The following is a 25,071-nucleotide window of genomic DNA, read 5'->3' on the forward strand; positions in this document are numbered from 1 at the left end:
CAGTTTTCACCATATGGCCAGTTCGGCTTGGTGTTCACCCAGTTCCGGAAGCGTACTTTCACCTTGTCCCAAATCATTCAGTTCTGCGACGCAAGGAGATCTGAAAGCCATGGGCGAAGCCAGCGCAAAGAACGAAGTGGGCACGGCCTATATCGGCGATGTATTCATGCGTCATCCGCTGACCACGCGAAATCAGGAGGAGCTCGACATCGCCGCCAAAGCCGCTGCCATTCTGGAGCGGCATCAACGACGGAATGCGCTGCTGCGAAGCCCCGAGGGAGGGGGCACCCCCATCAGCCCCACCGGGTTCTCACTGAACAAGGTGCGCTACGGCGAGTTCCCGCAGGAGCAGGAGACGGCACACCAGCGCGGATGGCGCGCCTATATGAATGTGGGGGTGCCGCTCATCGAAGAGCGGAGCGACATCGAACAGCCCCCTCCCGACCTGATCTCCAAGCAGACGTACATCAACGGAACCGACCCCATCAAGGTCACGGTGACGGACACGGTCGAGTTCTCCATCTCGAACACGATCAGCTGGTCGCTCCAGGGCGAGGTGAAACTCACCTTCGGGGCGAAATCCATCGCGTCACTGCAGCAGCAGCTGCAGAAGAGCATGGAGATGAGCCAGTACCAGAAGGTCACCCTGCTCAACAGCAAGGACAACCAGGGCGTCAACACGGAGACCCAGACCGAGGCGAAGAGCACGACCACGGCCACGGGTTCCGCCACGGGCACCGGTGAACTGTGGGCAGAGCTGATGCTCGGGATCACCGGTTCCGTCAGTGGTTCGCTGACCACCGAGTGGAAACACCAGTCCTCGGTCAGCCTGGAAATCAGCAGCCGGGCGGACGTCATGGCCACCACCCGGCGTCAGGTGCGGAAGTTCGACTACCAGATCCCCATCACCTTCGGCGGCTGGGTCGCCTTGTACTACCCCCAGCCGGTGCACGTCAAGGACCAGGAGTACTCCCAGGTGATCGCCTGGAAAATCGGCGATGCCGTCACCGACTCCAGCCTTTTCGACCTGGCGGACGAAGGGAAACGGTTCATGCAGAAAGGCGAAGCCGAAATCGTCGCCGTCCGCACCGGGGAGCACCGGGTCTTCCAGCCCGAAGTGCTGGATTACCAGAACCAGAAACAGCCGCTCTAGCAGAGGCGGCGCCACGTCCACCGGCGAGTTCGAGAGGAAAGCTCATGTCTTTCAAGAACATCTTCGACAGCGGCGGCAACGAGTCCGAGTCGGCAAAGAAGTCCGCTGGTGCACTGGGCAAGGACACTCCTGGCGCCGGGAACGTGTCGGAGGCGGTGCGCGACCTGGAAAGCGGGCGGGACCCGTGGCTGGTGCGGCAGACCGCCCATGGGGCGTTCGACGTCATGGGTTTCCTCGGGCCCCTGCTCCAGAACGCCCAGGACGTGGCCGGCGCCCAGCGGCAGGTCGCCGAGGATCCCGGTTCGACGTCTCGGATGGCGTCGTCGACCATGAAGGCGGCCGGCCCGCCGCAGGTGAGCATCAGCGACGAGGACATGCCCAAGGCCGAGGATCTCGCGAAGCTCATCGGCAACAGGAGGAGCTTCGCCCTGATCACGACGGATCTGGGGACGTCCGAGGGGCTCGCGGTGGACCCGGCCCAGAAGATGGCGTACGTCGCCGACCGGGGCGGCCAGCGGCTGTTCGCGGTACATCTCGCCACCGGCGCCCAGCGCGTGGTCGCGAGCGGCCTGGGCGACATCGGCGATGTGAAGCTGGCCGGGGCGGGCACGGCCTACACCACCGACTGGGGCGGTGCGCGCCTGCTCGCCGTGGACCTGTCCAACGGCTCCTCCCGCCAGGTCGCCGGCGTCCCGGGCGCGTACGGCGTCGCGGTGGACGGCACGGGCAAGGCCTATGTCGCCAACTGGAGCGACGGGCAGCTGATCGCGGTCGACCTGGAGACCGGCCAGAAGAACACGGTCGCCGGCGACCTGGGGGGCGGCGTCTCCGCGGTGGCACTGGACGGCACGGGCAAGGCGTACGTCGGCCGGAAGGACGGCGGCGGCAAGCTGCACGAGGTCGACCTGGCCTCCGGCACCCACCGCGTCGTGGCCGACCTGCCCGGGGCGAGCACCATTCGCGTGGAGCTCGACGGCGCCGGCCACGCCTACACCATCGACCATGTGAACGGGCGGCTGTACGAGGTCTCCCTGGCCGACGGCTCGCAGCGCGTGGTGGCCACCGGTCTCGGGACCTGCGAGGGCCTCGCACTGGACACCGTCCACGGCCACATCTACGTCAGCAACCGCGAGGGCCGGCTGTGGCAGATCGACCAACGCGCCGCCCGCGCCCTGGGCGGCGTCGGCAAGGTCATGGCGTAGGGCTCGCGTCAGGGCCCGACCGTCCTGTGCCGCCCAGGGCGAGACAGTCCTGCCAGGCCGCCTGGCTCAAGACCGGCCGGAAGCGGTGGAACAGGGCGAGCAGGTCGGCGCCGTACCGTTCGCGGAACGCGGGGTCGTGGTCGGCGAGGTCGAGTTCGTTGGCGGCGGTGAGCTCGGCGAGGTCGCGGCGCAGACGCGGGTCCGGTGTGTGGGAGCGGCCCGTGAAGCGGTCGCGGAAGTCGGATCCCCGGGCCGCGAGGTTCGGGTAGGTGGCCTCGCGGTCGCAGGCGCCGTAGAAGTACACGATCGACTCCGCCTCCGCGCCGATCACCTCCACCAGCTCGCCACGGCGGTCGAGGGGCAGCAGGGCGGTCGGGAAGCCGTCGGTGCCGTAGAACGCGTGGCACAGGCCGGCGAGTTGGAGGGCGGGCCGGGCGTTCCAGCCGGCGAGGCGGGACCGCACCCGGCGCAGATGGGTGAGGAGGGTGCCGCCGGGGTGGGGGACGGTCTCGGCGCCCAGGTCTCTCAGCAGGGACTCTGCTCGCTCGGTGGGAGTCGACACGTGCCGTCCTTTCGGCGCCGGCGCTTCGTCTTGGGTCGGCACCCGCTCCCGCCCCCGCCCTGGTCCGGACTCCGGCGAGGGTGTGGAGCGGGTTGCCGCCCGGGCCCGTTGAGGATCGTCGTACACCGGGCAGAGTGCAGTCAATCCTTGGGATTTGTGCGCAACTCCAAGTGTTAGCTTGGGTGTTGTGACTCTGGATGACCTGCGGGTGTTCGTGGCCGTGTGCCGGGCCGGGAGCCTCAGCTCGGTGGCCCGGGAGCTGGGGTGCACGCAGTCGGCGGTGAGTCAGCATGTGAAGCGGCTGGAGCGGGAGACCGGGGTCGCGCTGCTGGAGCGGCAGCCGCGCGGGGTCGTACCGACGCAGGCCGGGCGCGTGCTGGAGGCGGCCGCCGCCGAGGGCATCTCGGGGCTCGACCTGGCGATACGGCGGCTGCGGGACCTCGTCGACGGCGAGAGCGGGTACGTACGGGTGGCGACGGGGGCGACGACCGTACGGCACTTCATGTCGGAGGCGGTCGTCGCGTACCGGCGGCGGCATCCCGGGGTCAGCCTGGAGTTCCGCACGGTGAGCTCGGGCCGCGGCAGCTTCGACGCGCTGGCCGACGGCACGCTCGACCTGGCCTGGATCACCCTCGGCCCGCCGGTGCGCGGCATCGAGCAGCGGCCGGTGGTGGAGCTGCCGTGGGTGCTGGCGGTACGGGCCGACGATCCGCTGGCGCAGCGGCCGTACGTCGACGCCGGCGCCGACCTGCGCGACGTACGGCTGATCCGGCTGCCGCCCAACTCCGCCTCGGCCGCTCAACTGGACGCCGCCTGCGCCGAGTCGGGTGTGCGGCTCGCGTACGACACGAGCGTCGCCGACTGGGACACGGCGCTGCTCCTGGCCGAGCTGGGCGTCGGGCGGGCGGTCGTGCCCGCGCTGCCCGGACTGCCCGTGCCCGGCGACGGCGGGCTGCGCCTGATCCCGCTCCCCGCCCTGCGGCCACTGCCCGTCGGCTGGGCCGTACGCCGCTGGGACGCGCTCAGCCCGCCGGCCCGGGCGTTCGCGGACCTGGTGGAGAGCCACCGCCGGGGCACACGGCGCTGACCGCTCCGGCGACCGCTCCGGCGGCTACTTCAGGCCGATCGCCGCGCAGTCCGCCGCGTACTCGGCGGTGCAGATCTCCTTGACGGTGTAGACGCCGTCCCGGACCACGGTCTGCTTGATGTTGTCCTTCGTGACGGCGACCACCTGCACCAGCTGCGCCGGGATGTCGTCCTGCGTCGGGCTGTCGACCGAGTCCTGGGTCAGGGCGTCGAACTGGATCGTGCGGCCCTGGACCTTGTACACGGCCATCTTCGCGGCGTTGGCCGCCTCCGTCAGAAACGGCTTGTACACGGTCATGTACTGCTCGCCGGAGACGATCCGCTGGATCGCGTCCAGGTTCGCGTCCTGCCCGGTCACCGGCGGAATCCTGGTGGCGCCCGCGTCCTTGAGCGCCTCGATGACCGCGCCCGCCATGCCGTCGTTCGCCGAGTAGACGGCGGCGATGTTGTTCAGCCCGACGGAGGCGATCGCCCGCTCCATGTTCTTCTTCGCCACCTCGGGCGACCACTTGGCGGTGTCGTACCGCTTGACGATGTCGACCTGGCCCTCCAACTCGTCGAGCGCGCCCTCCTTGAACCGGGCCGTGTTCGGGTCGCCGGGGTCGCCGTTCATCATGACGACCTTGCTGTTGGCCGCCTGCGAGCCGAGTGCCTCGACGAGTTCGCGGCCCTGCACCTCGCCGACGAGCTCGTTGTCGTGGGAGACGTACGCGTCGATCGGACCCTCGGCGAGCCGGTCGTAGGCGATGACCGGAATGCCGGCGTCCTTGGCCTTCTGCACGTCCGAGGCGATGGCCTTCGAGTCCAGCGCGTCCACCAGGATCACGTCCACCCGGTCGTCGATCATCTGCTGGAACTGCTGACTCTGCTTGTCCACGCTCGCCTCGGCGTTGGCGTAGACGACCTTGCCCTTGTCGTGGGTGAGAGAGGCGACTTCCTTCTTGATGAGTGGGTAGTCGAACTTCTCGAAGCGTGCCGTGTCCTTGTCGGGCAGGAGGAGTCCCACCGTGATGTCGTCGCCCTTCTCCGGTGACGCGGAGCTGTCACCGCCCCCGATGCCGTCGACGACACCGCACGCGGTGAGCGAGAGGGCCGAGGTGGAGGCGGCGAGGGCTATGCCGATACGGCGTATGGCCGACGTGCGGGGGGAACGAGCGTTCACTACTGGTGCCTTCCGAGCGGACGAGCGGCGTTGCTACCCGGTGGCGGTAGCCAACGCGTCCGTGGCATGTCACGTCAAGCGGTTGTCGTAACGAGACGGCAACCGTTTGCTGTCCCTCGGCTGTCCCCTCCGCAGGATCTCCTCGGGGAGCCGCAGGAGACGGGGCCCGAAGTCAGGGGAGCCGATCGGCGAGCACGGGGTCAGGAGCAACAGCGCCCAGAAAGTGAACCCAGACCGTCGATCACCACCGCCGACGGGAACAGTCTCTCGGTTCTCAGGGACCGCGCCCTCAAAAGGGTGAATGCCCGAACGGCAGTGCCAGCGCGCCATACGGTCTCACGCAGTCACCCGCAGCCCGAGACCCGAGGAAGGGAGCCGTCATGGCAACCGCCAAGCGCGCGGCGATGACCGCTGACGTCCTGAGGATGCTGGCCCACTTGAATCCGCGGCTGTGGCCGCTGGTCGAGCCGCGGGTGCCGCCTCATCCCGTCCACGAGATGGTCATGGGCGTCCGTGCGGCGGAGGCCGGCGAGGTGGGGCTCAACCCGCAGCCGCTGCCGCCGCTGCAGCAGGACGCCCTCTGGCACGCCGTCCGGGACATGTCCGTCGCGGTGGCGGAGGCGACGATCGCCGCCAGCCTGGCGGGGCGCAAGCCCGCCGAGGTCGTCCGGGAGGTCGGGGACGACATCTGCCCCGAGCCGCCCAAGATGCCCTGGCCGAAGAAGTGGCCCGTGCCACCGCAGCTCCAGCAACGGCTCCTCGTCGACCCGCAGCACGTCTCCCCCGCCGTCCAGGCCACCGCCGCCCTGGTGTTCCAGTCCTATGCCCAGCGCACGACGGACAAGCCCCTGAGCACCGCCTTCACGGACCTGGCCGACCGGCTGCTGGAGCGGGCGCTGAAGACCGCGAACCACTCGGCCTGAGCGGCACCTGGGATCAGCGGCGCCGTCCGACGCGGTCGACCACCTGGATGCCCTGCCGCGTCCTGGTCTCCCAGTACCAGCCGGTCTGCACCCACTCGTCCTTGCCCACCTTCTTCGGTTGGGAGGCGGTTGCGGCCCAGGCGGCTCAGAGGCCGCCACGCTGCTTCGCGTACAACCCCTCCACCTCCGCCGCGAAGTCCCGCATCACCGCCTCCCGCCGCAGCTTCATCGACGGCGTCAGATGGCCGGCCGCCTCCGTGAAGTCCGTGGGCAGGATCGCGAACCGGCGGATGGACTCCGGCCGGGAGACCAGCTTGTTGGCCTCGTCCACGGCACGTTGCAGGATCGCCCGCAACTCGTCGTCCTGCACGAGGAGTTCGGCGGGGACCGGATGCTTGCCGTTCATCCGGCGCCAGTGGGTGACGCCGTCCATGTCCAGGGTGATCAGCGCGGAGACGTACGGCCGCCGGTCGCCCAGGACCATGCACTGGGAGATCAGGGGGTGCGAGCGGAGCCAGTTCTCCAGGGGCGCGGGAGCCACGCTCTTGCCGCCCGCCGTGATCAGCAGTTCCTTCTTGCGGCCGGTGATCGTCAGATAGCCCTCGTCGTCCAGGGCGCCGATGTCTCCCGTCGCCAGCCAGCCGTCCGCCGCCGCCGGGACGACGCCGCCCGCGGCCGGGTCCCAGTAGCCGCGCAGCACCTGGTCGCCGGCGACCAGGATCTCGCCGTCCGCCGCGATACGGACGCGGGTGCCGGGCAGGGGCCAGCCCACCGTGCCCAGGCGGGGCTTCAGGGGCGGTGTCACCGTGGCCGCGCCCGTCGTCTCCGTCAGGCCGTAGCCCTCGTAGATCTCGATGCCCGCGCCGGCGAAGAAGGCGGCCAGCCGGCGGCCGAGCGGTGAGCCGCCGCAGATCGCGTACTTCACGCGGCCGCCCATGGCGTTGCGGATACGGCGGTAGACGAGCGGGTCGTAGAAGGCGCGGGCCGTCTTCAGGGCCGTGCTCGGGCCGCTGCCCGTGCCCGCCTGCCGGGCCTCCAGCGCCTCGCCGTAGCGCTCGGCCACCGACGCCGCGCGGTCGAAGGACGACGCCCGGCCGCCCGCCTCGGCCTTGGCGCGGGCGGAGTTGAAGACCTTCTCCAGCATGTAGGGGATCGTCAGCAGACAGGTCGGGCGGAACGCCGCCAGGTCGGGCAGCAGATGCTCCGCCTTCAGGCTCGGCGCGTGGCCGAGGCGGACCCTGGCCCGGATGCAGGCCACCGCCACCATGCGGCCGAAGACGTGGGACATCGGCAGGAACAACAGCACCGACGCCTCTTCGTTCGTCCTCGCCTTGAAGACGGGGTAGAGGAGCTCGATCGCGTTGTCGACCTCCGCGAAGAAGTTGCCGTGCGTCAGCGCGCAGCCCTTGGGGCGGCCGGTCGTACCCGAGGTGTAGATCAGGGTCGCCAGCGTGTCCGGCACCAGCATGCCCCGCCGTACGGCCACTTCGCCGTCCGGCTGCTGCGCGCCCAGCTCCGCCAGCCGCTCCACGTGCCCCTTCTCCATCACCCACATGTGGCGCAGGTCGGGCACGCGGTCGAGTTCGGGGCCGAGGGCGGCCGCCTGGGCGGCGGTCTCCGTGAACAGGGCGACGGCGCCCGAGTCCTGGAGGATCCAGCGGGTCTGGAAGACGGAGGAGGTGGGGTAGACGGGGACCGTGACGAGGCCGGCCGCCCACGCGGCGAAGTCGAGGAGCGTCCACTCGTACCGGGTGGGCGCCATGACGGCGATCCGGTCCCCCGGCACCAGCCCTTCCGCGATCAGCCCCTTCGCCACCGCCTGCACCTGGTCGGCGAACTCCGCCGCCGTCACGTCCGTCCACCGCCCGTCCTCGCTCCTGCGGCTGAGGACCACCGCGGCCGGGGCCGCGTTCGCGTGGTCGAAGGGCAGGTCGGCGAGCGACCCATGGGTCACGGGCGGCGCGAACGGCGGTACGTACGCCTCCCGTACGGCGCCGTCCAGCCGCCGCGTCTCGGGCTGCACCAACGTCGGCCCCGGGGCGTCGTCGAAGGCGGCCGAGGGGGCGAAGGAGGGAAGCGGGCTGGACACGGGCGGCTCCTGCGGCGGGCGTGCAGCGATGAGACTGCTTGCTGCATGACGTACGTGCCTCGCGCACCATGGCGTTCACCTGCGGAGGCCTGCGGAAGGGTTACCGCTGGTCAGGCAGGAGATCGTACGGCGCCCGCGTGTGGGGGTTGTGCGGGTTCGGCGGTGGTCCCGGGCCGGGTATGTGCAACGTCGGGGGTTATGTGAGGGGTCCTCAGCTTCCCCTCACCTTCGTCTTACTCTCGCTCCAGAACGGCCGTCACACCCTGCCCGCCGGCCGCGCAGACGGAGATCAGTCCGCGCCCCGGACCGCCCTTCTCCGCCAGCAACTTGGCCAGCGTCGCCACGATCCGCGCGCCGGTCGCCGCGAAGGGGTGACCGGTGGCCAGCGACGAACCCGCCACGTTGAGCCGGGCCCGGTCCACGGGGGCGAGCCCCCGCTTCTCCCAAGCCGCCAGCGTGGCCAGCACCTGGGAGGCGAAGGCCTCATGGATCTCGACGAAATCGAAGTCGGTGAGGGCGAGTTCCGCACGCTCCAGCATGCGCGGGACGGCGTACGCCGGCGCCATCAGCAGCCCGTCCTCGCCGCCCGCGACATCGCCGTGCACGAAGTCGACGGCCGCCGTCTCGTACGCGGTGAGGTACGCCAGGGGTTCCAGCCCCCGCGCCCGCGCCCATTCCTCGCTCGCCAGCAGCACCACCGCCGCCCCGTCCGTCAGCGGCGTCGAGTTGCCCGCCGTCATCGTTGGGTCGGGCCGGTCGAGGCCGAACACCGGCTTCAGCGCGGCGAGTTTCTCCGGCGTGGATCCCGGGCGCAGGTTCTGGTCGCGGCTCAGGCCCCGGAAGGGCACGACCAGGTCCTGGAAGAAGCCTCGTTCGTACGCCGCCGCCAGCCGCTGGTGACTCGTCGCCGCCAGCTCGTCCTGGGCCTCGCGGGTGATGCCCCAGGCGCGGGCGGTGACGGCGGCGTGCTCGCCCATGGAGAGCTGGGTGCGGGGCTCGGCGTTGCGGGGGATGTCGGGGATCAGGTGGGACGGCCGTACGCCGGTCAGCGCCTTGAGCCGGCCGCCGAGCGACTTGGCCCGGCGGGCCTGGAGCAGGATGCGGCGCAGTTCGTCGTTGACGCCGAGGGGCGCGTCGCTCGCCGTGTCCGCGCCGCCCGCGATCGCCGACTCGGTCTGGCCGAGCGCGATCTTGTTGGCGGCGGCGATGACGGCCTGGAGCCCGGTGCCGCAGGCCTGCTGGATGTCGTACGCGGGCGTGCGGGCGTCCAGCCCGGAGCCCAGGACGGTCTCGCGGGCGAGGTTGAAGTCCCGGCTGTGCTTGAGGACGGCCCCGGCGACGAACTCGCCGACCGCGCCCGGGTCGCCGAGGCCGTACCGCTCGACCAGGCCGTCCACCACGGCCGTGAGCATGTCCTGGTTGGAGGCGGTGGCGTACGGGCCGTCGGAGCGGGCGAACGGCACGCGGGTGCCGCCGATGATCGCGACGCGTCGTACCGTCGGCGCTTTCAGCAAGCTCATCTCCACCCACTCCTCACTCCCACAAGGACTTACCTCGGGTAACCTTACTCCGGAGTCAGCACCGGAGCACACTGGGAGTGGGACATGGCCGACCGCTATCTGACCTTCACCGGCACCGCACCCGGCCGCTTCCTCACCCGCCGCCTCGGGTTGCCACAGCCCGCGCCACTGAAACGCTGGTCACCACAGCGGCCCGCGCTGGAGGGCGGCCGGCTCCTCCTCACCGCGGGCAAGTCGGAGCTCGACCTCGCCGGTGCGGGCCTGGACCTGGCGGCCTCCGCCGAGCAGCCGGCCGCCGTCCTGCTCGACGCCTCCGGCGTACGGGACGTCGAGACGCTCGCCGAGGTGCACGCGGCCCTGCACCCCGTGGTGCGGTCGGTCGGCGAGAGCGGCCGGATCGTCGTCCTCGGCGCGCCCCTCGACCCCGCCGACCACCACCAGGCGGCCGTCCAGCAGGCCCTGGAGGGCTTCACACGCTCGCTCGGCAAGGAGATCGGGCGAGGCCGGACCGTGAATCTGGTACGTCTGACGGACGCGCGCGCGGCCGGGTCGACCCTGCGCTTCCTCCTCTCCCCCAAGTCGGCGTACGTCAGCGGCCAGGTGATCGAAGTCGGCCCCTGCGACGAGACCGCCCCGCCCGCCGACCCGGAGCGCCCCCTCGCCGGCCGCACCGCCCTCGTCACCGGCGCCGCGCGCGGCATCGGCGAGGCGGTCGCCGAGACGCTGGCCAGGGACGGCGCCCGGGTCGTCGTACTCGACGTACCGCAGGCCGAACAGGACGCGCGGCGTGTGGCCGACCGGCTCGGCGGCACCGCCCTCGGGCTCGACATCACCGCCCCCGACGCGGGCGAACGCATCGCGGCCGCCCTGCCCGACGGGCTGGACGTCCTGGTCCACAACGCCGGGATCACCCGCGACCGGCGGCTGGTCAACATGCCCGCCGAGCGCTGGAGTTCGGTGCTGGACGTCAACCTCGCGAGCGTGCTGCGCACCACAGACGCGCTTTTGACGAGCGGTCGCCTGCGGCGGGGCGGCCGGATCGTGGCGACGGCGTCCATCGCGGGGCTGGCGGGGAACGCCGGGCAGACCAACTACGGCGCGAGCAAGGCGGGCATCGTCGGTCTGGTCCGCTCCCTCGCGCCGCGCGCGCTCGCCGAGCACGGGGTGACGGTCAACGCGGTCGCGCCCGGCTTCATCGAGACGAAGATGACCGCCGCGATCCCGCTGTTCATCCGGGAGGCGGGGCGGCGGATGAACTCCCTCGCGCAAGGGGGCCTGCCGGCCGATGTGGCCGAGACGACGGCGTGGCTCGCGCATCCGGGGTCGGGCGCGGTGAACGGCCAGGTCGTACGGGTATGCGGCCAGAGCCTGCTGGGGGCGTGATGCACACCACGCTGGCCGGCCCTCCGGCCCTCGGCCCCCTGCTCGCGCGGGGCGCGCTCCTGTCCCCCTTCAAGCGGCCCCGCCCGGACGCCGACTACCCGCGCACCCGGCTCCAACTGCCCGGCGCCCGCGCCGACTTGACGCGGCTCGCCGCGTACGAGCGGGTGTGCGGCTTCCCGACCGGCGACGACTCGCTGCCGGTGACGTATCCGCATGTGCTGGGTTTTCCGCTCGCCATGCGGCTGATGAGCGGCCGGGACTTTCCGCTGCCGCTGCTCGGACTCGTCCACACGTCGATCGAGATCACCCGGTACACGACGCTGACGGCCACCGGGGAGTACGAACTCACCGTGTACGTCGACGAGCTGGCGCCCCATCGGAGGGGCACCGAGGCGGGCGTGGTCACCTCGCTGCGGTCGGGGGAGCAGGTCGTATGGGAGTCCAGGAGCACGTATCTGGCCCGGCACCGCACCGACGGCCGTACGGCGGCACCGCCCGAGCCGGAACACAAGCCCCTGCCGGCCGTCGCCGACTGGCGGCTCGGCGCCGACGTCGGGCGGCGTTACGGCGCCGCCTCCGGCGACCGCAATCCCATCCACCTCCACCCGCTCACCGCCCGCCTGTTCGGCTTCCCACGCGCCATCGCGCACGGCATGTGGACGGTGGCCCGCTGCCTCGCCGCGCACGGCACACCGGAGGCCGTGCTGGTACGAGCGCGGTTCCGGGCGCCGGTGCTGCTGCCGGGGACGGTGACGTACGCGGCGGAGGGCGGGCGGTTCGAACTGCGCGGCGGGGACCACGTCCACCTGGCCGGGGAGGTCTATCCGCTCACCTCGTGAGTGCGTCCGGCGGTGTCCAGGGCCGGCCGTCCATGAGGTTGCCCAGGCCCGACCAGGCGAAGTTCATCAAGGTGGCCGCCGCCTGTCTCGCCGTGACGCCCGGCGTGGCGTTGGCCCAGGCGGCGAGCGACTCGGCGGCGCCGACGAGGGCTTCGGCAAGGCCCGCGACCTCGCTCTCGGCCAGGTCGGGGTCGTGGTGGGCCTCGCGGGCGGCGGCGACGATCAGCTGCGTGACGAACGCGACGATCTCGGCGCGCATCGCCGCCACCTCCGCGGCGAACGGCTCGCCATGGGTGCGGGCCTGGAGGTGCAGGATGGACCAGCCGTCCGGGTTGCGCGCGGTGTGCGTGAAGAACGCCCGCAGGCCTTCCCACAGTTGGCGGTCGGTGGGCAGGCCGGGGTCGACGCCCGCGCGGACGGCCTCGGTGAGCGCGGCCGCCTCGCGCCGGATGCACGCGGTGAAGAGGTCTTCCTTGGAGTTGAGGTAGAGGTACACCAACGGCTTGGAGACACCCGCGAGTTCGGCGATCTCGTCCATCGACGCGGCCATGTACCCCCGCTGGCCGAAGGTCCGCACGGCGGCGTCCAGCATCTGCTGCTCACGGACGGCTCTCGGCATCCGCTTGGTCTTCACAGCACCCATGCCGATTAGCGTACGGGCCGGGAGGGACGATCCCACCCGGCCCGCTGCAACCGCTGTCTGCTACTCGTCGTTGCCGTGGTCCTCGAACCGCGGGATCCGGTCGGTCAGCGCCCTGCTGTCGACGGACGGCAGAGCCGTCAGCCGGGGCAGCAGCTGCGCGGTGAGGAGGGTGGACAGGGCCGAGGTGTCGGCGCTCGTGCCGTCGGTCCGTACGACCACCGGCTGCGGGGCCTTCCCGGCGAGCTTCGCGCCCACCTCCAGGCGGCGCCGGGCCAGTTCGTACTGGAGGACGGCGCGGTTGTCGCGGTAGGCCTTGGCGAGGGCGCGCTGGGCGCGGGCCTCGTTCTCGGCGGCGATCAGACCGCTGCGGCCCCGCGTCTCGATCTCGAACCGCACCCGCTGGGCGTTGGTCTCCTGCTCCTCAAGGAGCTGGGCGACCTCTTCGCGGGCCCGGTTCAGCGCGGCCTTTACCTCGACGATCCGGGCGTCGCGCACCTTCTTGGCGCGCTCGATGTCCATGCCGAGCTGGTCGATCCGGCGCTTGCGGATCAGGCCCCACTCCTGCTCGTACGCCGTGCGCTCCTTGGCGACCCGCTCCCGGGTGGCCAGGTGCTGCTGGTACTGCGCCGGCAGCTGCACGTCCGGGATGTTGGAGCCGGTGATGCGCACGCCGTAGCCGGACAGCTGACGGTTGAGCAGCTCCTGCATGTCGGCCACGTCCGAGCCGCGCAGGTCGTACGCCCGCTCGGTGCGCATCTTCCGCGCCCGCTGCCGGATCGCGTCCTGTACGGCGCTGGAGAGCACCAGGTCGAAGTTGCCCGCGCCGATGGTGCGGACGAACAGTACGGCGTCGGTGATGCGGAACTTCAGGAAGAACTCGATCGAGCGGAGAGGGACGTTCTCCTGCGTGGGGCAGGCCATCACGGGCGCCGAGTACGGGATTTCGGTGGCGGTGTCGACGACGAAGTCGACCCGGGACCACGGGTGCCACAGATAGTGGCGGCCGGCGTCCAGGGTGCGGGTGACGGCGCCGTAGCGGGTCAGCACGCCGTTGGTGCCCTGCTCGATCTCCACGATCGAGGAGCGCCACCACCACAGCACGCCGATCAGCAGCAGCACGACGCCGCCGACGTAGGAGAGGGTGGCGAGGGCACCGTAGGCGAGGTCCCCGGCGGCCGAGTCGGCGTCCGCCTCGCCCAGGGACAGCATCACGCCCATGAGAAGGGCGTAGACGCCGAGCCACAGCGGCAGCATCCACCACAGCCGGCGCCGGTGGCGGGGGATGATGACCGGGATCAGGGTGTCGGCCTCGCCGCCGCGCAGCAGCCGCGCGATGTCGCTCCAGGGGGCGACGGTCTCGGAGATGACCGACCGGCGGTGGGAACGTGCGCTGCTCACTGGGCGGCCTCCTCGGAGCTGTCGGAGCTGTCGGTTGACTCGGGCTGGTCGGGGACCTGCGGCACCGTGGGCCGTTCGGCGGCCAGCAGCGCGCCGATCTCCGCCTCGCGCGCGGCGATCCGCTCGGACACCTCGGTGAGCCGGCCCCGTACGGCGGCCATGTCCTCGTCGCTGAACAGTTCCGTACCGCGCTCGCCCACCAACTCGCGGGCCAGCTCCAGGAAGTCGATCCCCGCGTCCGCCGTGCCGCCGATGCGCACGAGGCGCGGCAGGTGGTCGGCGACCTGCTCCAGGGTGTCCAGCACCTGCTGCTGGTAGCGGTACTCCAGGATCTCCGGCGCCTCCGCCGCGGTCACCGCGCGGATGTCGAGGGCCTGCGCCTCCAGGAGGGCGGCGTTGGCCTTCGCCTCCGACTCGGCCTGGACGTAGCGCTGGCGGGCGAGGGCCTCGGCACGGTTGGTCTCGCGCTCCACGGCCGTGTCCATCTGCGCCTGGTACTGGGCGATGTCGGCCTGGATCGCGGAGAGGGTCTCCAGGCTGGAGGCGAGTTCCCGGGTGAGGTCACCCTCGTCCTGCTCCTTGCGGAGCTGGAGCGCGTACTCGTGCGTGTACGCCTCCTTGGCCACCCGCACCATCTCGGGCGCCGCCAGGTCCATGCGGTAGCGCTGGTCGGAGGGCTCGGCGTGGGTGATGTTGGCGTTGGTGAGCTCGACGGCCGGGCGGAACTGCTGGTTGAGCTGCTCCAGCAGCCGGCCGGTGTCCTCGCCGACCATGTCGTAGATGCCGGCGGCCTCCTGCTCGTAGACGAGCGTGCGGATCGTCTCGCTGACGGCGTTGCTCAGCTTCTCCTCGAAGCCGCGCACCGCGCCCAGTGTGTAGACGAACTCGGTGGGGTCGCTGATCCGGAACTGGATGAACAGGTCGATCGACGCCTTCACGCCGCCCTTGGTGGGGGCCTCGCGCACCGGCGCGTTGAACGGGTACTCGCGCGTGGTGTTGACGATGTACGACACCCGCTTCCACGGGCTCAGCAGCACGACCCGGCCCGGGCCGACGACCTTCTCCAGCTTGCCGAACTTGGTGATCAGCGCCTGGCTGCCCTCCGGCACCATGACCATGCCCTGCCGCCACCACACGAAGGCCACGGCGAGCACCGCGATGACCCAGTAGTGCACGCCGAACAGCGGGTTGGTCAGGAGGTCGGCACCGGACGCCCCCACGACTCCCGTGCCGGCGGCGCCCAGCACGAGCAGCGTCAGCACCGGCAGCATGGAGACGAACGAGCGGCCCTTGGGCATCACCATCGGGCAGATGGCGTGCACCACCTCACCGCCCTCGCGCACCTGCTCGCTTCTGCCGAGCGCCTCCCCGGCCTCGTCCAGCGGCACCGTCTTCTGCCGCATGACGGTGGCGGTGGAGCCGCCCTGTTCCCGGGCGGCCGGGAAGTCGGCCGGGTCGATGCCCTGGCCCTGCGCGTCGTAGGCCTCGCCGCCGGTTCCTCGTCCGCCGATCTGCCGCTGCAGTTCCTCCTGCGCGGCAGTCCGTGGATCGGTGCCGGAGGCGACGGCTTCGGCGACGCGTCGTGCGCTCTGCTTCGCGCGCGCTCGTGCCACGGTTCCCCCTTACGTTGCTGTGCCAGTGCGGATCTTGGTTCCCTGGCGTGATTTCGGCCAATCTCACACCATGGGCCCGGCCAAGGGTAAGGGGGGCACCCCGGACGGTTACCCAGTGGTAGCGCTGCCGGGACGCGGAAGAGATCGGGTACTGGAGGGGGTACTAGGAGGTCTGCCCCTGTGCCCGGGCGGTGTCGTCGGCCAGGTCCTCCTGGCTGCGGTTGGCGTCCAGGTTGGCCTTCATCCGGTCGACGCGCTGGACGATCCGGGCGGACGCGCGGTCGCGTTCCTTGCGCAGGACGACGAAGCTGATCGGGGCCGAGAGCACCAGGGCGAGCAGGATGATCCACATGCCGTTGGAGTCGCCGAGGCCGCGCGGGGCGAGGCCGGAGTAGACGAGGCCCCAGACGACCACGAGGCAGCCTGCGAAGATCCCGAGGCGCATCAGCGTGTAGCGGAGCATCTCAATCCACTCTTCCGATTCCAAAAAGGGCCACTGTCCAGTGAAGCACGCGGTCCGGCCGATCTTGCAGGGGGGTCGGCACGGCGCCGGGGGGCTCAGTCGAGCGGCAGCAGCATGATCACGTCGTCCCGGTCGTCGCCCGGCGCGACCCGGATGGCGTCCGGGATCCGGCCGACCTCCTTGTAGCCGCAGGAGCCGTAGAACCGCTCCAGCCCGAGGCCGCCTCGGCAGCTGAGCCGGATCGCGTCGATGCCGTCGAAGGCGCGGGCCGCCCGCTCGGCGGCCGTGAGCAGATCGCGGCCGTAGCCCTTGCCCTGGTGCCGGGGGTGCACCATCACGGTGTACAGCCACACCCAGTGGGTCATCAGATGGTGGGTGTTGAAGGTGAAGAAGGCCGTCGCGGCCACCTCGCCGGCCTCGTCGTGGCCCACGAGGAGCCGGGTCTGCCCCTCGGCCATCGCCGCGAAGTGCTTCACCAGCGCCGGGCGGACCGCCTCACGCGTCACCGGGGGCACGAAGCCGACGGCTCCGCCCGCGTTGGAGACGTCGGTCCACAGGTCGAGGAGGCCGTCACGCAGGGCGGGAGTGACGGCGGGGTCGAGAGTGAAAGTAAGGGACACTGCGCCATCGTAACCATTACGACAGTGCGCGCGCCGCCACTTTCAGGTCCGAGACCAGCCCCTCGTACGCCGCCTTCCGGTCCTTGTCGTCCTGGGCCCGCAGGACCGACGACGGATGGACCGTCGCCACCAGCTTCTCCTGCCGCCCGTGGATCTCACGCTCCAGTAGCGCCCCGCGCACCTCGCCGACCCGGAACGACGAGCCCAGCAGCGCCTTGCCCGCGGTCGCGCCCAGGATCACGATCAGCTCGGGCTCCACGACGGCCAGTTCGGCGGCCAGCCAGGGGCCGCACGCGGTCATCTCCCGGAGGGACGGTGCCTTGTGGATGCGGCGTTTACGGGGCTCGGCCTGCGTGAACTTGAAATGCTTCACGGCGTTCGTGACATAGGCCTCGGAGGGGTCGATGCCGGCCTCCTCCAGCGCCCGGTCCAGGAGCCGGCCGGCGGGGCCCACGAACGGTTTGCCCTGGCGGTCCTCCTGGTCGCCGGGCTGCTCGCCGACGAGCATGACGCGGGCGTCGGCGGTGCCCTGGCCGAACACGGTCTGGGTGGCGTCGCGATGCAGGGGGCAGCCACGGCAGTCGGCGGCGGCGCGCCGCAGGGCGGGGAGGCCGCCGCGGTCAGGGACGAACGGCTCTGCGGTGTAGGCGTCCTCCGGCGCCTTTGTGCTCACCATGCCGAACGGGTACCCCTGGTTCGGGGCGGCTACCGAAAGGGGTCGACCGGTCTGTTCCCGACCGCGGTTCGCGGGGTGAGATCACACCCGCATCGGCTGCGGCGACTCCCGGCGCAACGGGTCGGGGCCGTCGTACTCCCGGATGATCTCGTACCGGGTGTTCCGCTCCACCGGACGGAAGCCCGCGTCCCGGATCAGGTCCAGCAGGTCCTCACGGGTCAGCTTGTTCGGCGTGCCGTAGTTGTCCGCGTCGTGGGTGATCTTGTACTCGACGACCGAGCCGTCCATGTCGTCGGCGCCGTGCTGGAGGGCCAGCTGCGCGGTCTGGACGCCGTGCATCACCCAGAAGACCTTGACGTGCGGGACGTTGTCGAAGAGCAGCCTCGACACCGCGAAGGTCTTCAGGGCCTCGGCGCCGGTCGCCATCTGGGTCCTGGCCTGGAGGCGGTTGCGGACCTTGCCGTCCTGCATGTCGACGAAGTCGTGCTGGTAGCGCAGGGGGATGAAGACCTGGAAGCCGTTCGTCTCGTCCTGCAGCTCGCGCAGCCGCAGGACATGGTCGACGCGGTGGCGGGGCTCCTCGATGTGGCCGTACAGCATGGTGCACGGGGTCTTCAGACCCTTCTCGTGCGCCAGGCGGTGGATCCGGGACCAGTCCTCCCAGTGGGTCCGGTGGTCCACGATGTGCTGCCGGACCTCCCAGTCGAAGATCTCCGCGCCGCCGCCGGTGAGGGACTCCAGCCCGGCGTCGATGAGCTCGTCGAGGATCTCGGACGCCGACAGACCACTGATCGTCTCGAAGTGGTGGATCTCCGTGGCCGTGAAGGCCTTCAGCGAGACGTTCGGGAGGGCGGCCTTCAGCTCCCGCAGCGAGCGCGGGTAGTAGCGCCACGGGAGGTTCGGGTGCAGGCCGTTGACGATGTGCAGCTCGGTGAGGTTCTCGCTCTCCATCGCCTTGGCGAGCTTGACGGCCTCCTCGATGCGCATCGTGTACGCGTCCTTCTCGCCCGGCTTGCGCTGGAAGGAGCAGTACGCGCAGGAGGCCGTGCACACGTTGGTCATGTTGAGGTGCCGGTTGACGTTGAAGTGCACGACGTCGCCGTTCTTGCGGGTGCGCACCTCATGCGCGAGGCCGCCGAGCCACGCCAGGTCGTCCGACTCGTACAGCGCGATGCCGTCCTCACGGGTCAGCCGCTCACCGGCCCTGACCTTCTGCTCCAGCTCGCGCTTGAGCCCGACGTCCATGCCCCACACCTCTCTCAGACAGACTGCGTAAACCGTACTCCCCCACCCTTCGGGCGGGCGGTGCCCCCATACGGCCCTGAAACGGGCCTATGCCTCTTCGGGCAGTTCTCCGACCCGGTTCTCCCACTTGGTGGAGAGCACGATCGTCGTACGGGTCCGGGAGACGCCCGTGGTCCCGCTGAGCCGCCGGATGATCTTCTCCAGGCCGTCCACGTCGGCCGCACGCACCTTGAGCATGTAGGAGTCGTCGCCCGCGATGAACCAGCAGTCCTCGATCTCGCCCAGGTCCCGCAGACGGTTCGCCACGTCCTCGTGGTCGGTGGCGTCGGAGAGCGAGATGCCGATCAGCGCGGTGACGCCGAGGCCGAGCGAGGCGGCGTCGACGGTGGCGCGGTAGCCGGTGATTACGCCGGCCGCCTCCAGCCGGTTGATGCGGTCGGTGACGCTGGGTCCCGACAGGCCGACGAGGCGTCCCAGCTCCGCGTAGGAGGCCCGGCCGTTCTCCCTCAGGGCCTGGATGAGCTGCCTGTCCACCGCGTCCATGCGATTCGAAGCCTTCCGCTGAAGAGTTCCCGAAGTGATGAGAGGTACTGCGACTTGCTCACAGGGCGTTCATGTCGTGCGGGCCGCGCCGCCGAGTTCGCCCTTCCAGCGGCGGTAGAGCCGGTGCTCGACGCCCGCCGCGTCGAGGACTCGTCCGGCGACGAAGTCCACCAGGTCCTGGATGTGCGTCGCCCCCGCGTAGAAGGCCGGCGAGGCGGGCACCACGGTCGCGCCCGCGTCGTCCAGCGTCACCAGGTGCCGCAGGGTCTGGCCGTTCAGCGGGGTCTCCCGTACGGCCACGACCAGCTTGCGGCCCTCCTTGAGGGTCACGCTCGCCGCGCGCTGCAGCAGGTCCTTCGACAGACCGAGCGCGACACCCGCCACGCAGGCCGTGGAGGCCGGCACGATCAGCATGCCCCGCACCGGGTACGACCCCGAGGACGGCCCGGCGGCGAGGTCACCCGCGCTCCAGTGCCGTACGCCGTCGAGGTCGACGTCGAAGGTGCCGGGCTTGCCGTCGGCTCCCCGGGACAGCCATGCGCGCAGGTCGTCCTGCCAGTGCGCGTCCCGGAAGGAGATCCCGGTCTCGTCGAGCAGGGTGAGCCGCGAGGCCCGGCTGACCACCAGGTCGACGCTCTCCCCCGCCTCCAGCAGCGCACGCAGCACAGCAGCCGCGTACGGCGTACCGGATGCTCCGGAGACCCCCACGATCCAAGGCACGCGCTGCTTTTCTCCTGCGTTCACGCAAACGAGCCTACCGGTGGGTCCGGGTCTGTTCAGGACTGGTGGGGCGCCTTGGCGTCGACGGGGAGACGGCCGGTGGGAATCGTCACCTTGCCGAGCGGGGAGTCGACGGTCAGGTCGGGGCCGTAGGGGATGGTGTCACGGCCTCGGTAGCCGTCGGGGCCGGGGTTCCACATGGTGACGGCGTGGCCCCGCAGCGGGTCGAGGATCACGTAGTTGGCGATGGCTCGGGAGGCATACCAGCGGGGCTTGATCTCGTAGTCGCGGCGGATGCTTTCCGGCGAGACCACTTCGGCCACGAACTCGATCAGATCAGGGGAGTACGAGCTACGGTTCTCGGCCTCCACCTCGGCCGGGATGACCGCGATGTCCGGGCAGAACTCATTGGCGTCGTCAAAGGGGAACGCAACATCGCTCACCAGTTCCCACACCGGTGCAAGCTGCGCCTCCAGATCGGTGGACACCTTCCGGATCGTCCTGCCGTGGAACGGCCTGACCGGGTTCATCACGATGCTGCCCTCGACAATCTCCGTCAGATAGCCGGGGAACATGTCCTCCAGCTTGCTGAGCTGCGAGTGCAGGCGGTCGATGCCCGAGACGGTCACGCTGGCCTCCCTGAGGTCCTGCCCTCGATGGTAGGCCGCACCGTAGTTACACGGTCAGACCTCGAACCAGAAGATCGAGCAGCGCACACACGAACAGGGCAATCCCGATGAACCCGTTGACGCTGAAGAACGCCCGGTTCACCCGGGACAGGTCGTGCGGGCGCACGATCGAGTGCTCGTAGAGGAACGCGCCGGCCACGATGAGCAGGCCCAGCCAGAAGAACGCGCCGGCGTCCGTGACCACCGCGTACCAGACGAACAGCCCCGTCGTCACCGCGTGACAGACCCGCGCCGCCCAGATCGCCGCCGGGACGCCGAAGCGGGCCGGGACCGACATGACGCCGGTCTCGCGGTCGGTGTCGACGTCCTGGCAGGCGTAGATGAGGTCGAAGCCGCCGATCCAGATGCCCACCGCCAGGCCGAGGATCACCGCGTCCCAGGACCAGGAGCCGGTGACCGCCAGCCAGCCGCCGACCGGGCCCATCGCCTGGGCGAGGCCCAGGATGGCCTGGGGGAAGTTCGTGAAGCGTTTGCCGTAGGGGTAGACCACCATCGGGATCACCGCGATGGGGGCCAGGGCCAGGCACAGGGGGTTCAGCAGGGCCGCCGCGCCCAGGAAGACCACCAGGGCGATCAGGGCGCCCGTCCAGGCGTGGCGGACCGACATCGCGCCGGTCACCAGCTCGCGGTGGGCGGTCCGCGGGTTCCGCGCGTCGATCTCGCGGTCGATGATCCGGTTGACCGCCATGGCGAAGGTGCGCAGGCCCACCATGCAGACGGTGACCAGCAGCAGCCGGCCCCAGTGGATGTTCCTGTCCAGCTGGAACATCGCGGTGAGCGCGGCGATGTACGCGAACGGCAGCGCGAACACCGAGTGCTCGATCATCACCAGGCGCAGGAACGCCTTCGTACGTCCAGGCTGCGGAATGGCGGCGGAGGCGCTGCTCACAGGCCGTACTCCTTCCACCGGCGGTCGACCTTCGCCGCCGTCCGCGGGTCGGACTCCACCATGTCGGGCCAGCCGCCGTCGCGCGTGTAGCCCTCCTCGGGCCACTTCTTCGTCGCGTCGATGCCCGCCTTGCCGCCCCAGAACTGCTGGTAGGAGGCGTGGTCGAGATGGTCGACGGGGCCTTCGACGACCGTGAGGTCACGGGCGTAGTCGGTGTTGCCGAGCGCCCGCCAGGCGACCTCGTGCAGGTCGTGGACGTCGCAGTCGGCGTCGACGACCACGATCAGCTTGGTCAGGGACATCATGTGCGCGCCCCAGATCGCGTGCATGACCTTCTGCGCGTGCTTGGGGTACTTCTTGTCGATCGAGACGATCGCGCAGTTGTGGAAGCCGCCCGCTTCCGGCAGGTGATAGTCGACGATGTCCGGGACGATGATCTTGAGGAGGGGCAGGAAGAAGCGTTCCGTCGCCCGGCCCAGGGGGCCGTCCTCCGTCGGGGGCCGGCCGACGACGATCGACTGGAGCAGGGGGCGGCGGCGCATCGTCACGCAGTCGATCTTCAGGGCCGGGAAGGGCTCCTGCGGGGTGTAGAAGCCGGTGTGGTCGCCGAAGGGACCTTCCGGCAGCATCTCGCCGGGCTCCAGCCAGCCCTCCAGCACGACCTCCGCCTGCGCCGGGACCTGGAGCGGAACCGTCTTGCAGTCCACCATCTCGATCCGCTTGCCCGCGATGAATCCCGCGAAGAGGTACTCGTCGATGTCGCCGGGGAGCGGGGCGGTGGAGGCGTAGGTCACGGCGGGCGGGCAGCCGAAGGCGATGGCGACCGGGAGGCGTTCGCCCCGCCTGGCCGCCACCTGGTAGTGGTTGCGGCTGTCCTTGTGGATCTGCCAGTGCATGCCGATGGTGCGCTTGTCGTGGCGCTGGAGGCGGTACAGACCCAGGTTCCGTACGCCGCTCTCCGGGTCCTTGGTGTGCGTGAGCCCCAGGTTGAAGAAGGAGCCGCCGTCCTTGGGCCAGGTGAACAGGGCCGGGAGCCGGTCCAGGTCCACCTCGTCGCCGTGCAGCACGACCTCCTGCACCGGCGCGTGGTCCGACTTCACCTTCTTCGGCGGTACGTGCGTCATGGCGCCGAGCTTCCCGAAGGCCTCGCGGACCCCGACGAACCCGTGCGGCAGCTCGGGCTTGAGCAGGCCGCCGATCTTGTCGGAGATCTCGCCGTACGACTTCAGGCCCAGCGCCTTCAGCAGGCGGCGGTCCGTCCCGAAGACGTTCATCGCGAGGGGCATCGACGACCCCTTCACGTTCTCGAAGAGCAGCGCGGGACCGCCGGACTTCTGCACGCGGTCGACGATCTCCCCGACCTCCAGATACGGATCGACCTCGGCTTTGACGCGCTTGAGGTCGCCTTCGCGTTCCAGTGCCCTGAGCAGGGAACGAAGATCGTCGTAAGCCATGGGGTCAAGTATCCCCGAGCGGCTACCCTGGCCCTGAACCCGGGGGCCGCGCCCCGGCCCCGACAACCGTTTCGCTGGAGAGTGCCCATGCTCCGGGTGCTGATGTTCCTCGTGCCACTGGCGTTGAGCGTGTACGCGTTCATCGACTGCATCAGCACGAAGGAAGACGACATCCGCCACATGCCCAAGCCGCTGTGGGCGATCCTCGTCCTGCTGTTCCCGCTCGTCGGCTCCATCTCCTGGCTGATCGCGGGCAAGAGGCGCAGCCCGGCCGCCGACGGCTGGTCCGGCATGCGGGACCGCCGGCGTCAGCAGTGGGTCGCCCCCGACGACAACCCCGAGTTCCTGAAGTCCCTGGACGAGGACGACGACTGGAAGAAGGACGACCGGAACAAGCGGGACGAGCCCTGACATGGAGCTGCGGCTCCTCGCCACCTTCGAGAAGGTCGCCGGCGTCCTGAGCTTCACCCGGGCCGCGGCCGAGCTGAAGTACGCGCAGTCCAGCGTGACCAGCCAGATCCGCGCCCTGGAGTCCTCCCTCGGCACCGAGCTGTTCGACCGGCTCGGCAGCCGCATCCGGCTGACGGAGGCGGGTGAACGGCTGCTGCCGTACGCCCGGCAGATGCGGGAGCTGGCGGACGAGGCGCGGGCCGCGGTCGCCGGGGCGGAGGAACCTGCCGGCACCCTGACCGTGGGCACCATGGAGTCGCTGACGTCCTATCGGCTGCCGCCGCTGCTGGAGTTGTTCCACCACCGGTATCCGAAGGTCCGGCTGTCCATGCGGCCGACGCTCGGCGACGAGACCCGGCAGGCGCTGCGGCAGGGCACGTACGACCTGGGCTTCCTGATGGAGGCCGGGACCGAGCACGCGGGTCTGGAGAGCGAGGTGCTGGCGGTGGAGCCGCTGGCGCTGGTGGCGGCGCCCGGGCACGCACTGGCCGGCAAGGAGCTCGGCACGGCCGACCTCGTACGGCAGTCCCTGCTGGCCACCGAACCCGGCTGCGCCTACCGGGACCTGTTCGAGCGTGAGCTCAAGTCCGTCGAGGACACGGTGGACTTCATGGAGTTCGGCACGATCGAGGCCACCAAACGCGCGGCGGCGGCCGGCCTCGGGATCTCCTTGCTGCCCGAGGTGACGGTCGCCGCCGAACTCGCGGAGGGCTCTCTCGTACGGCTGCTCTGGGAGCCGCCCTTCACGCTTCGGACGCAGCTGGCGTGGCGGTCCGGGAAGCGGCTTCCCGCCCACGTCCGGCTGTTCGTGGAGCAGGCGCGGAAGCTGGTGTCCGAGCAAGGGTGACCTTCAGACTGGCCATCACGATCAGCGGAACACCGAGGGCCTGGACGAGGCCGATGTGGTGGCCGTACACCGCCCAGTCCATGACCATCGCGACCGCCGGGTAGACGAAGGCGAGCACGGCGATCTTCGCGGTGGGCAGCTTGGCGTACGCCGCGTACATCAGGACGTACATCAGCCCGGTGTGGATGACGCCGAGCCCGACCAGCCAGCCCCAGTCGGCGCCGGTGCCGCTCATCGCGGCGAAGTCGGCGAAGGGGAGCAGCAGCGGGATGCCGACGACGACCTGGACGAGGGCGACGAGGTGCGGGCGTACGCCCGTGACTCGCTTGGTGACGACGGTGGACAGGCCGTAGAGGAGTGCGGCGAGGAGGGCTTGGCCGAGGCCGATGACGTAACTGCCGCCGCCACCCGTGAGGTCGCCGGGGGTGACCCCCGAGACGAGGATCAGTCCGGCGAAGGCGACGGCGATCCAGCCGACCTTGGCGGCGGTGAGGCGCTCGCGGAAGAGGAGGGCACCCAGCAGGACCACGTAGAACGGCTGGGTGTGGTAGACCACCGTGGCCACGGAGATCGACGTGTTCTCGTACGACTGGAAGAGGAAGACCCAGTTGAAGACGATGAACACCCCGCCCAGGACGGCGAGGGAGAGCGTGCGGGGCGTGAAGCCGTGGTCGCGGAGCCATCCGCGGGCGAGGACGTAGCCGCCCAGCGCGAGGGCGCCGAACAGGACGCGGAAGAAGACGACGTTGAAAGGCGAGGCGCCCGACTCGACGACGAAGACGCCGAGGGTGCCGGAGAGCACCATCGCTGCCGTCAGCTGGGCCGTGCCCTTGTTTTCTGTGCCCTTGTTCTGCGAGGTCATGCCCTGACCGTAGGAGCGGGCGAAGTGCCTGGTCCACGCG

Annotated in this window: 25 protein-coding genes; 8 read left to right on the forward strand and 17 right to left on the reverse strand. The window is 70.4% G+C overall.

Annotation, left to right across the window (positions count from 1 at the left end; genetic code table 11):
* The first annotated feature begins 109 nt into the window (after window positions 1–109).
* Both AQI70_RS19790 and AQI70_RS19795 read left to right on the forward strand, forming a co-directional pair.
* Window positions 110–1,153, forward strand: a complete 1,044-nt coding sequence (locus AQI70_RS19790; RefSeq protein ID WP_062151647.1) for a hypothetical protein — start codon at window positions 110–112, stop codon at window positions 1,151–1,153.
* Between the two features lie 44 nt (window positions 1,154–1,197).
* Window positions 1,198–2,355 (forward strand): NHL repeat-containing protein, encoded by a 1,158-nt coding sequence (locus AQI70_RS19795; RefSeq protein ID WP_062151650.1) that lies wholly within the window; start codon window positions 1,198–1,200, stop codon window positions 2,353–2,355.
* On the opposite strand, the gene AQI70_RS19800 is transcribed toward AQI70_RS19795, so the two are convergent.
* Entirely contained in the window at window positions 2,345–2,917 is a 573-nt protein-coding gene (locus AQI70_RS19800; protein ID WP_062151653.1) for a DUF6817 domain-containing protein, read from the reverse strand. The two genes, AQI70_RS19795 and AQI70_RS19800, sit on opposite strands and share 11 nt — an antisense overlap.
* A gap of 187 nt (window positions 2,918–3,104) precedes the next feature.
* On the opposite strand from AQI70_RS19800, the gene AQI70_RS19805 reads away from it, so the two are divergent.
* Entirely contained in the window at window positions 3,105–4,004 is a 900-nt protein-coding gene (locus tag AQI70_RS19805; RefSeq protein ID WP_062151656.1) for a LysR family transcriptional regulator, read from the forward strand.
* 24 nt (window positions 4,005–4,028) lie between these two features.
* Here the strand turns inward: AQI70_RS19805 and AQI70_RS19810 are convergent, their stop codons facing one another.
* Complete coding sequence (locus AQI70_RS19810) at window positions 4,029–5,165, reverse strand: sugar ABC transporter substrate-binding protein (RefSeq protein ID WP_079051372.1); 1,137 nt, start codon at window positions 5,163–5,165, stop codon at window positions 4,029–4,031.
* A gap of 380 nt (window positions 5,166–5,545) precedes the next feature.
* On the opposite strand from AQI70_RS19810, the gene AQI70_RS19815 reads away from it, so the two are divergent.
* Window positions 5,546–6,088 carry a hypothetical protein gene (locus tag AQI70_RS19815; protein ID WP_062151659.1) on the forward strand — a complete coding sequence of 181 codons (543 nt, stop codon included), beginning with the start codon at window positions 5,546–5,548 and terminating at the stop codon, window positions 6,086–6,088.
* 145 nt (window positions 6,089–6,233) lie between these two features.
* Here AQI70_RS19815 and AQI70_RS19820 read toward each other — a convergent pair whose 3' ends face one another.
* Window positions 6,234–8,177: an AMP-dependent synthetase/ligase gene (locus AQI70_RS19820; RefSeq protein ID WP_062151662.1), complete on the reverse strand. Its 1,944-nt coding sequence runs from the start codon at window positions 8,175–8,177 to the stop codon at window positions 6,234–6,236.
* A 233-nt stretch (window positions 8,178–8,410) separates the two neighbouring features.
* Window positions 8,411–9,697 carry an acetyl-CoA C-acetyltransferase gene (locus AQI70_RS19825; protein WP_062151665.1) on the reverse strand — a complete coding sequence of 429 codons (1,287 nt, stop codon included), beginning with the start codon at window positions 9,695–9,697 and terminating at the stop codon, window positions 8,411–8,413.
* An 84-nt stretch (window positions 9,698–9,781) separates the two neighbouring features.
* Between AQI70_RS19825 and AQI70_RS19830 the strand changes: the two genes are divergently transcribed.
* Window positions 9,782–11,080: a 3-oxoacyl-ACP reductase gene (locus AQI70_RS19830; protein WP_062151668.1), complete on the forward strand. Its 1,299-nt coding sequence runs from the start codon at window positions 9,782–9,784 to the stop codon at window positions 11,078–11,080.
* On the forward strand, window positions 11,080–11,919 hold the full coding sequence (locus AQI70_RS19835) for a MaoC family dehydratase (RefSeq protein WP_062151670.1): 840 nt from the start codon (window positions 11,080–11,082) through the stop codon (window positions 11,917–11,919). Before AQI70_RS19830 ends, AQI70_RS19835 begins: the two co-directional genes overlap by 1 nt.
* Here the strand turns inward: AQI70_RS19835 and AQI70_RS19840 are convergent.
* From AQI70_RS19840 to AQI70_RS19895, 12 genes are all read right to left on the reverse strand, one after another.
* Complete coding sequence (locus tag AQI70_RS19840) at window positions 11,909–12,562, reverse strand: TetR/AcrR family transcriptional regulator (protein ID WP_062151673.1); 654 nt, start codon at window positions 12,560–12,562, stop codon at window positions 11,909–11,911. The genes AQI70_RS19835 and AQI70_RS19840 overlap by 11 nt on opposite strands.
* Before the next feature lie 60 nt (window positions 12,563–12,622).
* Complete coding sequence (locus AQI70_RS19845) at window positions 12,623–13,960, reverse strand: SPFH domain-containing protein (protein WP_062151676.1); 1,338 nt, start codon at window positions 13,958–13,960, stop codon at window positions 12,623–12,625.
* Window positions 13,957–15,573, reverse strand: a complete 1,617-nt coding sequence (locus tag AQI70_RS19850) for an SPFH domain-containing protein (protein WP_062151679.1) — start codon at window positions 15,571–15,573, stop codon at window positions 13,957–13,959. Before AQI70_RS19850 ends, AQI70_RS19845 begins: the two co-directional genes overlap by 4 nt.
* Window positions 15,574–15,736: 163 nt before the next feature.
* Window positions 15,737–16,036, reverse strand: coding sequence for a DUF4229 domain-containing protein (locus AQI70_RS19855; RefSeq protein WP_062151682.1), 300 nt, complete (start codon window positions 16,034–16,036; stop codon window positions 15,737–15,739).
* A 95-nt stretch (window positions 16,037–16,131) separates the two neighbouring features.
* Window positions 16,132–16,656: a GNAT family N-acetyltransferase gene (locus AQI70_RS19860; protein WP_062151685.1), complete on the reverse strand. Its 525-nt coding sequence runs from the start codon at window positions 16,654–16,656 to the stop codon at window positions 16,132–16,134.
* 16 nt (window positions 16,657–16,672) lie between these two features.
* Window positions 16,673–17,332: a UdgX family uracil-DNA binding protein gene (locus tag AQI70_RS19865; RefSeq protein WP_107117030.1), complete on the reverse strand. Its 660-nt coding sequence runs from the start codon at window positions 17,330–17,332 to the stop codon at window positions 16,673–16,675.
* An 81-nt stretch (window positions 17,333–17,413) separates the two neighbouring features.
* Complete coding sequence (mqnE, locus tag AQI70_RS19870; RefSeq protein WP_062151687.1) at window positions 17,414–18,577, reverse strand: aminofutalosine synthase MqnE; 1,164 nt, start codon at window positions 18,575–18,577, stop codon at window positions 17,414–17,416.
* Between the two features lie 87 nt (window positions 18,578–18,664).
* Window positions 18,665–19,120, reverse strand: coding sequence for an Lrp/AsnC family transcriptional regulator (locus tag AQI70_RS19875; RefSeq protein ID WP_062151692.1), 456 nt, complete (start codon window positions 19,118–19,120; stop codon window positions 18,665–18,667).
* A 69-nt stretch (window positions 19,121–19,189) separates the two neighbouring features.
* Window positions 19,190–19,840: a UbiX family flavin prenyltransferase gene (locus tag AQI70_RS19880; RefSeq protein ID WP_079051373.1), complete on the reverse strand. Its 651-nt coding sequence runs from the start codon at window positions 19,838–19,840 to the stop codon at window positions 19,190–19,192.
* Between the two features lie 56 nt (window positions 19,841–19,896).
* The gene (locus AQI70_RS19885; RefSeq protein ID WP_062151698.1) at window positions 19,897–20,469 is read right to left on the reverse strand and encodes a Uma2 family endonuclease; all 573 of its coding nucleotides are present in this window, start codon (window positions 20,467–20,469) and stop codon (window positions 19,897–19,899) included.
* A 46-nt stretch (window positions 20,470–20,515) separates the two neighbouring features.
* Complete coding sequence (mqnP, locus tag AQI70_RS19890; RefSeq protein WP_062151701.1) at window positions 20,516–21,418, reverse strand: menaquinone biosynthesis prenyltransferase MqnP; 903 nt, start codon at window positions 21,416–21,418, stop codon at window positions 20,516–20,518.
* Window positions 21,415–22,872, reverse strand: a complete 1,458-nt coding sequence (locus AQI70_RS19895; protein ID WP_062151704.1) for a menaquinone biosynthesis decarboxylase — start codon at window positions 22,870–22,872, stop codon at window positions 21,415–21,417. The genes mqnP and AQI70_RS19895 overlap by 4 nt, the downstream gene beginning before the upstream one ends.
* An 87-nt stretch (window positions 22,873–22,959) precedes the next feature.
* Here AQI70_RS19895 and AQI70_RS19900 point away from each other — a divergent pair, with 87 nt between their 5' ends.
* Both AQI70_RS19900 and AQI70_RS19905 read left to right on the forward strand, forming a co-directional pair.
* On the forward strand, window positions 22,960–23,283 hold the full coding sequence (locus tag AQI70_RS19900; RefSeq protein ID WP_003998974.1) for a PLD nuclease N-terminal domain-containing protein: 324 nt from the start codon (window positions 22,960–22,962) through the stop codon (window positions 23,281–23,283).
* A 1-nt stretch (window position 23,284) separates the two neighbouring features.
* Entirely contained in the window at window positions 23,285–24,169 is an 885-nt protein-coding gene (locus AQI70_RS19905) for a LysR family transcriptional regulator (protein ID WP_062151708.1), read from the forward strand.
* On the opposite strand, the gene AQI70_RS19910 is transcribed toward AQI70_RS19905, so the two are convergent.
* Window positions 24,066–25,031, reverse strand: a complete 966-nt coding sequence (locus AQI70_RS19910) for a DMT family transporter (RefSeq protein WP_062151711.1) — start codon at window positions 25,029–25,031, stop codon at window positions 24,066–24,068. The genes AQI70_RS19905 and AQI70_RS19910 overlap by 104 nt on opposite strands.
* Between the last annotated feature and the right edge of the window lie 40 nt (window positions 25,032–25,071).

Origin of the sequence: Streptomyces curacoi (genome assembly GCF_001513975.1) — a bacterium.
GTDB classification, from domain to species: domain Bacteria; phylum Actinomycetota; class Actinomycetes; order Streptomycetales; family Streptomycetaceae; genus Streptomyces; species Streptomyces curacoi.